Source organism: Brevibacterium sp. Z349TD_9, assembly GCF_056173565.1.
Genome location: NZ_CM149680.1, coordinates 1589560 through 1603860, shown reverse-complemented (window position 1 = coordinate 1603860; position 14301 = coordinate 1589560). Strand labels below are relative to the sequence as shown.

The window sequence follows — 14301 nt, the reverse complement described above, 5'->3', positions numbered from 1 at the left end:
CCCGGCTCCTTCCGAAGCCGGCGACTTCTCTCGGCCGGGTGCCGCGGCTTCGACGACTGCAGATCAGTCGTGGGCCTCAAGCCATGCGATGACCTCCTCCTCTTCGGGCAGGTCGGTGAAGCTGACGACCTCGTCGCTGCCGACGAAGTAGAACGTCCCCGTCACCTCCGTGACCTCCGGATGCACCCGCTGGACGGCGAACCGGTAGAGCGCGAGCTGCCATTTCATCACCTCGAGCGCCTGCGCGTTCGGCTTCTTCGCCGTCTTCCAGTCGACGACCTCGGCGTGGTCGCCGGTGATGAACACGGCGTCGATCTTGCCGGGAACCCGGAACCGCCCGAGGACGAGTTCGAAGGACATCTCGATCTCCGTCGCCCGGCGGGACGCGAACGAGGACGCGAGGAACGTCTCCTGCAGCCGCTCGAGCACAGCGGTGTCCCGGGCGCGGCCGGAGTCGGTGTCATCGACCTCGATGCTCGCCTGCCCGAAGCGGCGTTCGACCCAGGCATGGAAGCTCGTCCCGATCTCGGCGGCCCGGCTCGGCGGCTCCGGAACCGGTCGCAGAGTGCTGGTGCGGAACGATTCGGGGTCCCTCCGCCACGAGACGAGGTCGGTCGCCGAGAGCCGATCGGGCAACCTGCCGTCGGTCGCAGGGGCGCGATGGGCGAGGATCCGCTGGGCTCTGCGAGCGAGGACGGCGACCTGCGAATCACCGCGTGCGAGTGCAGCGAGGTCCGCTCCCGCCGCGCTCTCGACCCACTCCCCTGCCCGCTGTGCGACGGCGACGCGCTCATCACGAGGCACCGGCCAGATGCTCGTCTCGATCCGATCGGCCGCCGACTCCTCAGCCGGCTCGGGGATCTCCGGGTCAAGGCCCGCCGCCTCGATGGCCTCGGTGAGGAACGGGGAGGGCTCGTCGGGGGTCGATCGGGAGCCCATGAGCTCGGCACCGAGCCACAGGTGGTGCTTCGCGCGGGTGAACGCGACGTAGGCCAGTCGCCGCTCCTCCTGCTCGTGGGCGTCGGCCACGACCGGCCTGATGAACTCGTTCACCCATTCGTCGAGGGCCTTCTTCGTCTCGAACTCCGCGCCCCGCAGGTCGTAGTCGACGAGGTGGGCACGATCCCCGCGCAGCGGATAGGGCAGAGAGGTGCGGCCCATCCACCCCTCTCTGTCCCGGGGTTCGGTCGGGAAGTCCTTGACGACCAGTGAGGGAACGGCCACGGCATCGAACTCGAGACCCTTCGACGCATGGACGGTCATGACGTTGATCGCCCCGGGGGCGACCGTCGGTTCGGCTGCGCTCAGCGCGTCCTTGACCTCCATGAGGGAGAGCCACTGCAGGAACCCGGGCACCGATGGCCGCTCGACCGACGCCGAATACTGTGCTGCCGCGGAGAGGAACGCGTCGATCGCCTGCCGATGGACGCGTCGCAGCGCGTCGCTCAGCCCCCAGATGTCGGAGTCGATGCCGGTCTCGCGCAGCGCGGTCCGCAGCACCGAGGTCACGGTCCCGGATCCCGAGCGCACCGTTCGCAGGGCGCGGGCGAAGCGGACGAGACGCTCGCGCGCCGGCTGGCTCAGGCCGGTCTCCCGGCCCGCGGGAACGTCGATGAGCTCGTCGAGTCCTTCGACGATCGTCGGCACGTCGATGGACTCGGGCACAGCCTCCGCGGTGCCCTCGCCGACACGTCCCGAGTCACTGGCCGCGGCCAGGGCGCCGTCGGCGTCGGCCGCACCCTCAGCGCCGGCCCGGGCTTCGCGCGCGTCGGCATCGTGGCGCCGCTGCGCCTGGCGGCGGGTGAAGGAGGACAGCGCGGCGATGTCGGAGGCCCCGAGACCGAGGAGGCGGCCGCTGAGGAGGCGCATGAGCTCGTCGCCGGCCATCGGGTCGACCGCAGCGGCGAGCACCGCCCGCAGGTCAGCGACGTACGGGTCGGTGAGCAGCCCCGAGGAGCCGTGGACGTGGACGGCGAACCCAGCCGCCTCGAGGGCGGCACTCACCGGCGCGAAATGCGCGCGTTTGCGGCAGAGCACCGCCGTCGACGAGCCCGCCGGCAGTCCCGCGACCCAATCGGTGAGCGAGCGCATGCCGACGGTGAGGAACTCCTCGTCGTGGGCCCCGGAGGACACATCGACGACGACCTCGCCGGGACCGGCGCCGGGCCTGGTGGTCAGCGGAGTCTCCCGTGAGCCCGTGAGCCCGTCGGCGACCCGATTGGCCACGGTGAGGATGGTGCCGTCGTTGCGCCAACTCGTGCTCAGGGTCAGCGGCCGGACGTCGGTGAAGTCGGTCTCGAAGCGGATCATGTTGTCCGCGCTGGCCCCGCGCCACCCGTAGATCGCCTGCCGCGGGTCGCCGACCGCGGTCACCGCGCTGCGCTTGAACAGCGTCGAGAGCAGGGTGAGCTGGGCGACCGAGGTGTCCTGGAATTCATCGAGGAGGATGATCTTCCAGCGTGCGCGTTCGGCGGCCAGCGCCTGCGGAACCTCGTCGACGATCCGCTGGGCGAAGCGGACCTGATCGGAGAAGTCCATCGCCAGGTGCCGTCGCTTCGCGGCCATGTACTCTCCGGCGAGGCCGGCGATCCGCTTCTTCTCCTCGAGCTTCCGTCGACGGCCGTTCGGGTCGACGGGTTTTCCCTTCGACGACATGAGGGCGGCCAGGCAGGCGTCGAGGTAGTCGGTGACCTCCTCGACGTCGCGGCCGTGGTCGTTCATCGCTCCGGCGAAGGCGATGATGTCGGCGATCATCGTGTCCCTCGCGTAGCTGCCGGGGATCTCATCGGGAAGGGCCGCGTCGAGCACTTCTCCGGCGATCGTGTGCGCGGCCGCCTCGTCGAGGAGCACGGTCTCGGGTTCGATGCCGATGCTCGCCCCGTGTTCGGACACGATCGCAGCGGCGTACGAGTTGTACGTCGACACGGTCGGATAGTCGAGTCCCGGCAGGCTCGGTGTCGTCCCTTCGCCGAGGCTGTGCCGCAGGCGGGAGAGCAGCACCCGGATCCGGCTGCCGAGCTCCCCCACCGCCTTCCGGGTGAAGGTGAGTCCGAGGATCTCCTCGGGGGCGACGAAGCCGTTGGCCACGAGCCACACGACGCGTTGGGAGATCACGGTCGTCTTGCCCGATCCGGCACCCGCGGTGACCTTCATCGACAGCGCCGGATCGGCTTCGATGATCTCCCGCTGCTCAGGGCTCGGCCCGAAGGCCCGGGCGGGATCGGCGGCGGTGAGACGGGCGAGGTCGTCGGCGCTGAATCTCATCAGTCGTCCTCCAGCATGTGCGGCCCGATCGCCGGGCATGAGGAGCGGACAGGGCAGGACTGGCACTTCGGCGGGTCGACTCGAGCCGGGAAGTGGGCGGCACGCATCCCCTCCGAGACCTCCCCGATGAGCGCCCGGGCCCACTGCGGATCCTCGTCGGCGCTCACCGCATCCTGGCGCCGTGCCGTCCCGGCGGTGCGGCGGAGGAAGACGAGTTCGGCACCCGCCGAGCGGGCATCGACACTCGATCCGTCGGGGAGTTCGAGGACTCCGGAGTCGACGGCCTCCTGATAGACGCCGAGCTGCGGGTGTCTGGGCATATCGGCGCCGGCGGGCACGGCCTTGCCGGTCTTGAAGTCGACGATCCGGACGCCGCCGGCGACCTCTTCGACACGGTCGAGTCGGCCTGTGACCTTCCATTCCTGTCCGCGGTCGTCGACACCGGTCGCATAGACGCGGGCTTCGACGCCGAGGACGTCGCCGGGTGAGTTCTCGATGTACTCGCCGAGGCGGTCGACCATGGCCATGGCCGTCGCGTGCTCACGTTCGCGCTCCCAGTCGGTGTCGAACTCGAGGGCCGCGAACTCACGGTCGACGAACTCTCGGATCTGCGACGTCGGCCCCTCGGGGTGGTGTTCGGCCGCGGCATGGAGGATGGTGCCGATGCTCTGTGCGGTCGTCGCCCCGCGGTCGCCTCCGTGGCGGGTGAGGAACCACCGCAGGGAGCAGTCGGAGAACGTCTCGACCTGCGAGGGCGAGATCGCCACGGTGTCCTCGGCGTCGAAGAGCGGGGTGAAGGAGGTGAGGTCCTCGGCCTCCCGCCATGCCTCGGGACCCAGCATCTGCGCATCGGCGCCCGCCAGTGCCGCCGCGAGCCGGGCCCACTCGATGGTCTCTGCATCAGGGTCGCCGTCGCTCTCCCGTGCGGCGGTGAGCAGGTGTGCCCGGGACAGGGCGGCGATCTCCTCGAGCCCGAGCGGGGGCAGTTCGTCCTCATCGGTGATCGCGTACCCGTCGCCGGCGGCCGTGCCCTGCCGGGTGGCTGCGGCGATGACGTCGAAGAACGCCGAGGGCGAGGACTCCGAATCCGACAGTGCGGTGACGATGACGCGGTGGGAGGCTCGGGTGAGCGCGGTGTAGAAGAGCTCGGCCTCCTCCCGGAGGTTCGTGCGCTTCGCGTAGGCGTGGTAGCCGGGGTCGACGGTGACCGGATCCTTGCCCGCGAGGACCGCGACGAGGTCGCTGAGACCGAGCATGCCGCCGCGCAGCTTCGGGTTCGGCCACACTCCTTCGTCGACCTCGGCGATGATGACGAGCGGAACGCGCACGTGCGCGAGGGAGGCAGGCGTCCCGACTCGGACGTGGTCGGCGAACCCCGCGGTCCTGGCCAGAGAGTCCTGGGCGATGTCCTGTTCGGCGACGATGCCGGCGAACGAGCGGGCGGTGAACCCGCCACGGTCGGAGATCTTCTCGGCGAGGGTGAAGAGGCGGAGCACGGAGTCGAGGTGTGCGCCCGCCTGGCCGTCGGGATCGCGCAGCGCCTCGGACTGCCAGCGTTCGGACACGCCCGCGGCCTCCCAGATCGCCCACAGCGCGGTGTGCGGATCCGCATCGGCATTCTCCCCAGCCGCCCTGAGCATCCGCGAGAGCGTGTCGAGGCCGGGGATCTCCGGGGCGAGTTCGTCGCTGCGCAGGGCCAAGGCGAGCGAGGCAGTGCTGTCGGCGGCGGGGAACCGGGTGCGGACGAGGCGCCGGAAGCGGCGGATCGCCACGGAGTCGAGGCGGACGTAGACGCTGCCGGCCAGTGTCAGCGCCACCGTCGTCAGCGTCTCGTCGTCGCTGAGCCCCGGGGCGACGGTGAGCAGTTCGAGCAGGGGCGCGGTCGCCGGGTCGACGTTGAGCGGTTGGACGATCGTCGCCGTGGGAGTGCCCGCCGCCTGCAGCTCTCCGGCCATCACCCGCGCCGTCGAGGCGTTGCGGCAGATGACGGCGACGTCGGAGTGCGCGCTGCCGTCCGCGACGAACTCGGCGATGCGCCGGGCCAGGTAGCGGTGCTCGGACGCCGCGCTCGCGAACACGTGCGCTTCGACCGGCGGATCGGCCGGCACGCTCAAGCCCACACCGGCGGCGTCCCGAGCATCCGCACCCGCACCGACGCCGGACCCGTCCGCACCCGCCGGCCGCGGAGTCTCCCCCGGCCCGGGTTCCGGACCCGGCTCGGCAGTGGTGCCCGCAGCGTCACCGCTCGAGGCCGTGTCCGTGCCGGCACCCGGCCGGGGCATGTGCCCGAGCCCCCACCGGGTGGTGATGCGGGCGCCGAAATCGTCGCAGATCGCGGTCAGCGCCGCCTCGGCGCCGTACGGGTCCTCGAGCACGACCGTCGTGAAGTCGGCCGCGGCCGCCGCGCGGTCGAGGACCGATGCGTCGGCACCGTGGAAGCGGCCGGTGACGGTCTCGGGCGCGCCGAAGAGCGCGAGCGCGGACCCGCGCAGCCGCAGCTGCTCGAGCAGACCCCAGCTCGCGGCGGGGAAGTCCTGCACCCCGTCGGCGAGGACGACGGAGGGCACCCGGTCGGGAGCGAACGACCACGGCCTGCCCGCGGTCACCTCGGCGGGTTCGCGGAGGACTTCGAACGCCGAGCGGGCGAGCACGGTCGCCGAATCGATCCCCCCGTACCCGGGCATGCTCATGATCCCGAGGTACTCCTCGAGGATGCGGGAGAGCGCCGCCCAGCGGGGGTCGGGACGGACCGCGAGGACCCGGTCCAGGGCGCTCAGCCCGGCATCGAAGACGTACTCCCCGTCCCGGGTCGGTGCGGGGGTGCGCACACCGAAGTCGAACTCCATGACCCGGTTGAGGGCGTCGCGGATCTCGGTGCGGAAGGCGGAGGTGGCCCGCACCTCGGCGGTGATGTCGGTCGGCCATGCGGGCATCCGACCGCGGCCGGCCTCATGACCGGCGAGGAGGTCGGCGAGGAAGACGTCCTGGTCGGCACCGGAGACGAACTCGAGGTCCTCCCCCGTCCGCGTCGCATGGGCGGCGCGGACGATCCCATAGGCGAAGGAGGAGATGCTCCGGGCAGGCGCGGCGCGCAGGACGGCCTCCCGCGGGACGGGTAGGGTGTTGCGCAGGACGTCGGCGTGGTCGCGGTCAGGGCTGAGGACGAGGACCGAAGAGGGATCGATCGACGTGACGAGGCGTCCGTAGACGTCGGCGAGCAGCGACGTCTTGCCCGTCCCCGGCCTGCCGATGACGGCAAGGGACCCCTGTCTGAGCAGGGAGCCGGTGAGCGTCGAGGTGAGATCGTCCATATCCGTATTCCATCATGCGGGGCTGACACGACGATCCGACCCGGTCGGCGACGCGACTTCGCGTAGCATTGGAGAATGCCGAGTCCGCAGCAGAGAATGCCCCGTGAACAGCGACGCGACCAGTTGGTCGGAGTCGCGCGTGCGGTCTTCGCCGGCCGCGGCTACCGCACGACGTCGATGGACACGATCGCCGAGGAGGCCGGCGTGTCCAAACCCGTCCTCTACCAGCACTTCGCCTCGAAGCAGGACCTCTACCTTGCGCTCATCGACGATTCAGCCGGCCACCTCGCCGGTCGGGTGGAGCAGGCGCTCAACTCGACGACCGACCCGCACGAGCGGATCCGCGCGACCTACCGCGCCTACTTCGACTTCGCGATCTCCCACCGCGAGGAGTTCGTCATCCTCTTCAACTCCGACGTCTACGAGCCGGCAGCCCAGGAGCGGGTGCGGGCGATGCGCGAGGGCACCGTGGCCCGCATCGTCTCCGCCCTGCAGAGCTTCACCGACCTCGACGACGCCGAGGCGGACCTCCTCTGCCGCACCCTCATCGGCACCGCAGAGGTCGTCATCAAGCAGATCGAGTCGACCCAGGAGATCGACATCGCCGCCGCTGTCGACCTGCTCACCCAGATGAGCTGGGGCGGGCTGAGCTCATTCGCCACGACCGTCCGGTGAGACGGGCCCGACTCTCCCGCCCGCCGAGGCGGGTGGATCCGGGGGTGCCGTTCGCCGAGGCGGCACGGCCCCCGTTCGCTGAGAGCCGAGCGTGGGCGGGAAGAGCGGGCGCAGCCCGGACGTTAAGCTGAGCACGACCACCATCGCCACAAGGAGAACCATGGAAATCAAGATCGGCGTCCGCCAGTCCCAGCGCGAGATCGTCCTCGACACGGACGAATCCGCCACCGACCTCGCCAAGCGCATCCAGGAGGCCGTCGAGTCAGAGGCGCTCCTCACCTTCACCGACACGAAGGGCCGTCAGGTCTTCGTCCCCTCGACCGCGCTCGGCTACGTCGAGCTCGGCACCGAGGCGACCCGCCGCGTCGGCTTCGGCGCCGCCTGAGCGGACACACGCGCACAGACGCAACGAGGCGGGGCCCGGTCAGGATGACCGGGCCCCGCCTCTGTCTTCAGGGCATCGGATCGAGGGCACCAGACTGAGGGCACCAGCTCTGCGTCCGGGCCCGCTGCGCTGTGTCGCGAGACGCCTTCCCGCAGCCTCGGCGAGGGGACGGAATCGAGGAAGCGGTCACGACCGCTAAGTGGGGTCGACCACCTCGGCGAGGGGTTCCCCGCACCGGCAGACCAACCGCCGCGCCGGAGCCTGTCGAACCCCTACGCAACGAGGCCGAGGGCCGACATCCGGCGCGAATGGTTCGCGGTGACGGCGGGTATCGCCTCGACGATGACGGCCTCGTCGATGCCGAGGACCGGGTCGGTGAGCATCTGGCGGGCACGGCCGAGGGTCTCGGCGACGAGTTTGCGACCCCAGAGGGCGAGCCGCGAGGCGAGCTGGGTGTCCTCGGCGACGTCGGCGGTCAGCCGATTGCGGACGTAGTCAGCGGCACGTGTATCATCGAGAACAGCAATTGCCAGGCTGTGCCCGGGCTCATCGAGCTTGTCGGCCGCCATGCGATAGAAGTCGTTCATGATCCCGTCGAAGACGAAGCCCTTCATGAGGCTCTCGTACCAGTCACGGGGACGAGTCCTCTCAGCGAGCACCGAGAACGTCGGCTCGAAGAGCCGACAGAGCTCGATCACATCCTGGCCCGAGTCACTGATGCGCGCCGAGAGCTCTTCGAAGTGCGAGAATGAATGCGATGCCAACCGGGACAGAGTCACCGTGTCATCGAGTTCGGAGGCCGTGGACGCGTTCGTCGCCATTCTCTCGAAGGCGGTGAGCTCACCGTACGCGACCAGCGCGAGCGTTGCAGCATCAGTACTGGCCAGTGGGGCAGAATCGGGCATAGGTCAAGAGTACCGGTTCGCCACCATGACGAGCGCGAAGGCGCCAAAAGGAGTTTGAGACATGGCGGAGACAGACGCCGATTTCGCTGAGTTGGGGGTCTCCGGACCGATCGTGGCATCACTCGCCGCTGCCGGCATCACCCATCCCTTCCCCATCCAGGCGATGACCCTGCCCGTCGCGCTCTCCGGCGCCGACATCATCGGGCAGGCGAAGACCGGCACGGGCAAGACCCTCGGCTTCGGCATCCCCCTGCTCCAGCGGGTCACGGGCAAGGACGAGCCCGGCGGTGAGACCGCCGAGGGAGACACGCGGCTGCCGCAGGCGCTCGTCGTCGTCCCCACCCGCGAGCTCGCCAAGCAGGTCGCCCAGGACCTCGTCACCGCGTCGAGCCAGCGCAGCATCGACGTCGTCACGATCTACGGCGGCAAGGAGTTCGAGCCCCAGATCAACGCGCTCAAGGCCGGCGTCGACGTCGTCGTCGGCACCCCGGGGCGCCTCCTCGACCTCTACGGCCGCAAGGTGCTCAGGCTCAACAAGGTCCGCACCGTCGTCCTCGATGAGGCCGACGAGATGCTCGACCTCGGCTTCCTCCCCGACGTCGAACGCATCATCGCCGCCGTGCCCGCGAACCGGCAGACGATGCTCTTCTCCGCGACGATGCCCGGGGCCGTCATCACGCTCGCTCGCCGGTATATGAACCGGCCCACCCACATCCGGGCGCATGACAACGAAGACCTCTCGCTCACCGGCAAGAACACGACGCAGTACGTCTACCGCGCGCACGCGATGGACAAGAGCGAACTCGTCGCCCGCCTCCTCCAGGCCGAGGGCCGGGGCCGGACCATCATCTTCACCCGCACGAAGCGCACCGCCGACAAGCTCGCCGCGGAGCTGTCCGACCGCGGGTTCGCCGTCCGCGCGCTGCACGGCGACCTCGGTCAGGCGCAGAGGGAGAAGGCGCTCAAGTCCTTCCGCGACGGCACCGTCGACGTCCTCGTCGCCACCGACGTCGCCGCCCGCGGCATCGACATCGACGACGTCACCCATGTCGTCAACTTCCAGTCGCCGGAGGACGAGAAGACCTACGTCCACCGGATCGGCCGCACCGGTCGGGCCGGCAACTCCGGCGTCGCCGTCACCCTCGTCGACTGGGACGACATGCCCCGCTGGCGCCTGATCAACAAGGCCCTCGGCCTCGACCACGACGAACCCGCGGAGACGTACTCGACCTCGCCGCACTTCTTCACCGACCTCGGCATCCCCAAGGGGACGAAGGGCCGTCTCCCCCACAAGCACGGGGAGAGCACGGACAACACCGGCGAGGAGAAGCGCTCACGGGGTCGTGGATCGTCCGGTGGTCGCCGAGGCGGCGGTTCCGGCTCGTCCGATTCGCGTCGCGGCGGCTCGTCCGAAGGCCGTCGGGGCGGCTCGTCCGACTCACGCCGAGGCGGCGACGGGGATTCGGAGGCTCCGCGCAAGCCGCGCCGCAACCGGGAGCGTCGCCGCACCCGCGGCGGCAAGCCGGTCGGCCGAGCCAGCAGGTCCGAGGCCTCGGACACGAACGCCGAGTAACGGCACCCGCGCTGTAGGACCCCAGCGCCGTGTGGACCGCCGCGCCGTAGGGCACCTGCGCCGTAGGCCACTGCGCCGTAAGGGGCTAGCGCCCCGCCTCGACGAAGGGCGACCGATCACTCGTGCCCGCGGACAACGCCCCGCTGCGATCCGCTCGCGGCGGGGCGTTGCGCCTGTGCATACGACGCTCGCTCGAGCCGCGTCTGCCGCGCTCGCTCAAGCCGGACAGCACATATCGACGCGAGGAACGTCTGCAAAGCGCGCTCCGGCTTGAGTGAGCGGCCGCGGAGGCTGGCCGTGCCGCAAAGCGCGCTCCGGCGTGAACGAGGCCGCGCGCGACCCGCCCCTCTCACCCTTGGATGAACTCGACTCCTCCGGGGCGGGCGGCGGCCCGGTCGAGGAGTTTCGCGAGCATGTGATCGGACGTCGAATGCTCGCCGAGGCGGTTGGGCTTTCCGGTGCCGTGATAGTCCGAGGAGCCGGTGACGATGAGGTCGTTGTCGTGGGCGAGACGCCGCATGACCTCGCGTTCGTTCGGCGGGTTGTCCCGGTGGTCGACTTCGAGGCCGTCGAGACCGGCGGCGATGAACTCGCGCATCGCGGCATCGGAGACGACGAGTCCGCGCATCGCCGCCCTGGGGTGGGCGAAGACGGAGACCCCTCCCGCCTCGGCGATGAGGCGGATCGCGGTGATCGGGTCGATCGTCGGCAGGGTGACGTGGTACTTCCCGTGGCTGGAGAGGATCGAGGCGAACGCCTCCGACCGGGTCTCGACGATGCCGGCGGCGACGAGTGCGTCGGCGATGTGGGGGCGCCCGATCGTCGCATCCTCACCGGCGACGGAGAGCACGGCGTCCATGTCGATCGGATAGTCCTCGGCGAGGCGGTCGATGATGAGGTGGGTGCGGTCGAGGCGCGAACGGCGCGTCTCCTCGACGACGCTGGCCAGGCCCGTGTCGTAGGGGTCGTGGAGGTAGGAGAGCAGGTGGACGCTCACTCCTTCGTGGCGGCAGGAGATCTCCATCCCGCGGACGAGGCCGAGTCCGTACACGCGGGCGGCCTCCTCGGCGGGGGCCCATCCGGCGGTGGTGTCATGATCGGTGATGCCGACGACGTCGATGCCTTCCATCGAGGCTTCGGAAACGAGTTCGGACGGGCTCTGTGTCCCGTCCGAGAACGCCGTGTGCGCATGGAGATCGATGACCATGAGCCCCAGTCTATCGACTTCCCGAGCCGGTGCTGCTCCGCGCCTGAAGGCCGGAGCCGCCCCCGTGCCTAGAATGGAGACATGACTGAGCACAGCGCCACCAGCACTGATACCGACCAGCCTCTGACCGACCGCGTCAACAACCGCTCGCACCGTCCGAACTCCCGCGCCTTCCGGGATTTCGTCGCCTCCGGCTGGGACCGCACCCCGCTCGACGCCGACGCCCTCGCCGCCGCCGGATTCACGCCTGAGCGCCGCGCAAAGGTCTCCGCCGCGTTCCCCGGTGAGCGCCTCGTCATCCCCGCCGGTTCGCTCAAGGTCCGCTCGAACGACACCGACTACCGGTTCCGTGCCCACTCCGCGTTCATCCACCTCACCGGGCTCGAGACCGACTCCGAGCCCGATGCCGTCCTCGTCTTCGAACCCGAGGGCGACGAGCACAGCGTCACCCTCTACTTCCGCCCCCGCGCCGGTGCCGACACCGAGGAGTTCTTCTCCGACGCCCGCTACGGCGAGTACTGGGTGGGACCGCGCGCCGACCTCGAGGCGATGCGGACGATGACCGGGATCGCCACCGAATCCTCGGCGACCGTCAACGATGCGATCACGAAGGACCTCGGTGCCATCTCCGTGCGCCTCCTGCGCTCGGCCGACACTCGCATCGACTCCGTCATCGACACCGCCCGCACCCAGGTCCAGGCCGACCTCGAGACCTCCGAGGCCGGGGATGCGGAGCTCGCGCAGATGCTCTCGGAGCTGCGCCTGATCAAGGATGACCACGAGATCGACCAGATGCGCGAGGCCGTCGCGATCACCCGCGCCGGCTTCGACAACGTCGTCGCCTCCCTGCCGGCCGCCGTCGCCCACCGCCGCGGTGAGCGGGTCATCGAGACCGCGTTCGAGACCGCCGCCCGCAGCGACGGCAACGGCATCGGCTACGACACGATCGCCGCCTCGGGCAACCATGCGTGCACCCTGCACTGGATCCGCAACGACGGAGTCGTCTCCGAGGGCGACCTCGTCCTCGTCGACGCCGGTGCCGAAGCCGACTCCCTCTACACCGCCGACATCACCCGCACCCTGCCGGTGTCCGGCACCTTCACCGAGGTGCAGGCGAAGATCTACGACGCCGTGCTCGAGGCCTCCGACGCCGCCTTCGCCGTCGCCGCCGAGCACGTCGACCGCCCCGTACGCTTCCGCGAGGTCCACGAGGCCGCGATGAAGGTCATCGCCCACCGCCTCGAGGAGTTCGGCCTCCTGCCCGTGTCCGCCGAAGAGTCGCTCTCGCCCGAGGGCCAGCAGCACCGCCGGTGGATGGTCCACGGCACCAGCCACCACCTCGGCCTCGACGTCCACGACTGTGCGCAGGCCCGTGCGGAGATGTACCTCGACGCCGTCATCGAACCGGGCATGGTCTTTACGATCGAACCCGGTCTCTACTTCAAGGCCGACGACCTCCTCGTGCCCGAGGAGTTCCGCGGCATCGGCGTGCGCATCGAGGACGACGTCCTCGTCACCGCCGACGGAGTCGAAAACCTCTCCGCCGACTTCCCGCGCACCCGCGCCGAGGTGGAAGCCTGGGTCCAAGGACGATGACCCCGACCCGCGGGCGCGGCATCCTCGACGTGCCGGGGCTCGCCCTCGGACACGCCGGGACGCTCACCCGCGACCGGCTCACCGGGGTCAGCGTCGTCCTCCCGCCCGCGGGCTCGACCGTCGGCGTCGACGTCCGGGGCGGGGGCCCGGCCACCCATGAGACCGACGTCCTCTCCCCCACCGCGCACGGGTCCGCGGCCGATGCCCTCGTGCTCACGGGAGGGTCGGCGATCGGTCTGCGCTCCGTCGCGGGGGTCTCCGATGCCCTCGCCGAGGCGGGGCGCGGCTTCCCCGCACCACGCCTGCCGGGCACCGTCATTCCGCTCGTCCCCGCCGCAGCGATCTTCGACCTCGGCCGCGGGGCCGGCCCGGTCGCCCCGCCGACGGCTGCCGAGGGCGCTGCCGCGGCCCAGGCTGCGCTCGCTGCCCTCACCGAGGAGGCGCCGACGACCCCGGTCAGGGGCAGCGTCGGTGTCGGCATCGGTGCCCGCGCCGGCGTTCAGACCCTGCGCAGCTCGCTCGGTTCGGTGAGCATCCGGCTGTCTGCCGGGTACACGGTCTCCGCCCTCGTCGTCGCGAATCCCTTCGGGACGATCGGCACCGAAGCGGGGACCCTGTGGGCCGGTCCCCTGCTCGAGGCCGTCGGCTGGGATCTGCCGCCGCTGCCGAGCCTGCCCGTCCCCGATCTCGAGGCGCCCCTCTCGGCGCAGAACACGACGTTGGCGATCATCGCCACGGACGCCCGACTCGACCGCGCCCAGGTCACAGCGCTTGCGGCCGGCGGCCACCCCGGCATCGCTCGTGCGGTGCGTCCCTCCCACACCCTCATCGACGGGGACACCGTCTTCGCCGTCGCCACCGGTGCCCGGGCGCTGCCTGAGGACCCCGCCGAGGCGCTGCCCGCGGTCGTCGAGATCACCGCGGCCGCCGCCGACGCCGTCACCCTCGCCGTCCTCGACGCTCTCACGAGTGCCTCCCCGCTCGCCCCGGCGTGGGAGCAGCCGCCGACTCTCGTCGACATCGCCCCGGACTTCACGGCGGCGTTCGCGGACCTCCCATAGCAGCCCCGCCGGGGCCGCTCGGCCGGCGGGCATCGGCCCAGGGGCGCACTGCCTGTCCGACCGACCGTCGGCCGACCTCCTCGGCGACCGCCCGCTGCCGCTTCCAAACCGCCGGTGCAGTCGTCGGACCTTCACCCGGGCCGCCTCGCCGAGGAGGATCGAGTTCGACATCGGGCCCAGAATCGACCCGGATCCTCCTCAGGGACACGAGCCGCGCCTCCGGAACGGTTGACACCCGACCGCAACGCTGCCGCCTCCAAACCGCCGGTGCAGTCGTCGGTCCTTCACCCGGGCCGCCTCGGCGAGGAGGATCGAGTTCGACAT

Annotated in this window: 9 protein-coding genes; 5 read left to right on the top strand and 4 right to left on the bottom strand. The window is 70.6% G+C overall.

What is annotated here, in order from left to right; all coding sequences use genetic code 11:
* Nucleotides 1-63: 63 nt before the first annotated feature.
* Nucleotides 64-3264: an ATP-dependent helicase gene (locus AC0VYB_RS07205; RefSeq protein ID WP_131248465.1), complete on the bottom strand. Its 3201-nt coding sequence runs from the start codon at nt 3262-3264 to the stop codon at nt 64-66.
* Nucleotides 3264-6575, bottom strand: coding sequence for a PD-(D/E)XK nuclease family protein (locus AC0VYB_RS07200; RefSeq protein WP_131248466.1), 3312 nt, complete (start codon nt 6573-6575; stop codon nt 3264-3266). Before AC0VYB_RS07200 ends, AC0VYB_RS07205 begins: the two co-directional genes overlap by 1 nt.
* Nucleotides 6576-6650: 75 nt before the next feature.
* On the opposite strand from AC0VYB_RS07200, the gene AC0VYB_RS07195 reads away from it, so the two are divergent.
* Nucleotides 6651-7250: a TetR/AcrR family transcriptional regulator gene (locus AC0VYB_RS07195; protein WP_040340952.1), complete on the top strand. Its 600-nt coding sequence runs from the start codon at nt 6651-6653 to the stop codon at nt 7248-7250.
* Nucleotides 7251-7410: 160 nt separating this feature from the next.
* Nucleotides 7411-7635 carry a DUF3107 domain-containing protein gene (locus tag AC0VYB_RS07190; protein WP_009375226.1) on the top strand — a complete coding sequence of 75 codons (225 nt, stop codon included), beginning with the start codon at nt 7411-7413 and terminating at the stop codon, nt 7633-7635.
* A 272-nt stretch (nt 7636-7907) separates the two neighbouring features.
* Here AC0VYB_RS07190 and AC0VYB_RS07185 read toward each other — a convergent pair whose 3' ends face one another.
* Complete coding sequence (locus tag AC0VYB_RS07185) at nt 7908-8540, bottom strand: ferritin-like fold-containing protein (protein WP_095375818.1); 633 nt, start codon at nt 8538-8540, stop codon at nt 7908-7910.
* Between the two features lie 61 nt (nt 8541-8601).
* Here AC0VYB_RS07185 and AC0VYB_RS07180 point away from each other — a divergent pair, with 61 nt between their 5' ends.
* The gene (locus tag AC0VYB_RS07180) at nt 8602-10113 is read left to right on the top strand and encodes a DEAD/DEAH box helicase (protein WP_095375817.1); all 1512 of its coding nucleotides are present in this window, start codon (nt 8602-8604) and stop codon (nt 10111-10113) included.
* 349 nt (nt 10114-10462) lie between these two features.
* Here AC0VYB_RS07180 and AC0VYB_RS07175 read toward each other — a convergent pair whose 3' ends face one another.
* A complete protein-coding gene (locus AC0VYB_RS07175; protein WP_009375223.1) occupies nt 10463-11320 on the bottom strand; it encodes a PHP domain-containing protein in 858 nt (285 codons plus the stop codon).
* An 81-nt stretch (nt 11321-11401) separates the two neighbouring features.
* Here AC0VYB_RS07175 and AC0VYB_RS07170 point away from each other — a divergent pair, with 81 nt between their 5' ends.
* Together AC0VYB_RS07170 and AC0VYB_RS07165 are read left to right on the top strand one after the other, a co-directional pair.
* Nucleotides 11402-12916, top strand: a complete 1515-nt coding sequence (locus AC0VYB_RS07170; protein WP_095375816.1) for an aminopeptidase P family protein — start codon at nt 11402-11404, stop codon at nt 12914-12916.
* Nucleotides 12913-13977, top strand: a complete 1065-nt coding sequence (locus AC0VYB_RS07165; protein WP_095375815.1) for a P1 family peptidase — start codon at nt 12913-12915, stop codon at nt 13975-13977. Before AC0VYB_RS07170 ends, AC0VYB_RS07165 begins: the two co-directional genes overlap by 4 nt.
* The last annotated feature ends 324 nt before the right edge of the window (nt 13978-14301 follow it).

Excerpts from the sequence above, each read along its gene's own strand:
- AC0VYB_RS07205 (WP_131248465.1), bottom strand. The coding sequence starts at position 3,264 with ATGAGATTCAGCGCCGACGACCTCGCCCGTCTCACCGCCGCCGATCCC.
- AC0VYB_RS07200 (WP_131248466.1), bottom strand. The coding sequence starts at position 6,575 with ATGGACGATCTCACCTCGACGCTCACCGGCTCCCTGCTCAGACAGGGG.
- AC0VYB_RS07195 (WP_040340952.1), top strand. The coding sequence starts at position 6,651 with ATGCCGAGTCCGCAGCAGAGAATGCCCCGTGAACAGCGACGCGACCAG.
- AC0VYB_RS07190 (WP_009375226.1), top strand. The coding sequence starts at position 7,411 with ATGGAAATCAAGATCGGCGTCCGCCAGTCCCAGCGCGAGATCGTCCTC.
- AC0VYB_RS07185 (WP_095375818.1), bottom strand. The coding sequence starts at position 8,540 with ATGCCCGATTCTGCCCCACTGGCCAGTACTGATGCTGCAACGCTCGCG.
- AC0VYB_RS07180 (WP_095375817.1), top strand. The coding sequence starts at position 8,602 with ATGGCGGAGACAGACGCCGATTTCGCTGAGTTGGGGGTCTCCGGACCG.
- AC0VYB_RS07175 (WP_009375223.1), bottom strand. The coding sequence starts at position 11,320 with ATGGTCATCGATCTCCATGCGCACACGGCGTTCTCGGACGGGACACAG.
- AC0VYB_RS07170 (WP_095375816.1), top strand. The coding sequence starts at position 11,402 with ATGACTGAGCACAGCGCCACCAGCACTGATACCGACCAGCCTCTGACC.
- AC0VYB_RS07165 (WP_095375815.1), top strand. The coding sequence starts at position 12,913 with ATGACCCCGACCCGCGGGCGCGGCATCCTCGACGTGCCGGGGCTCGCC.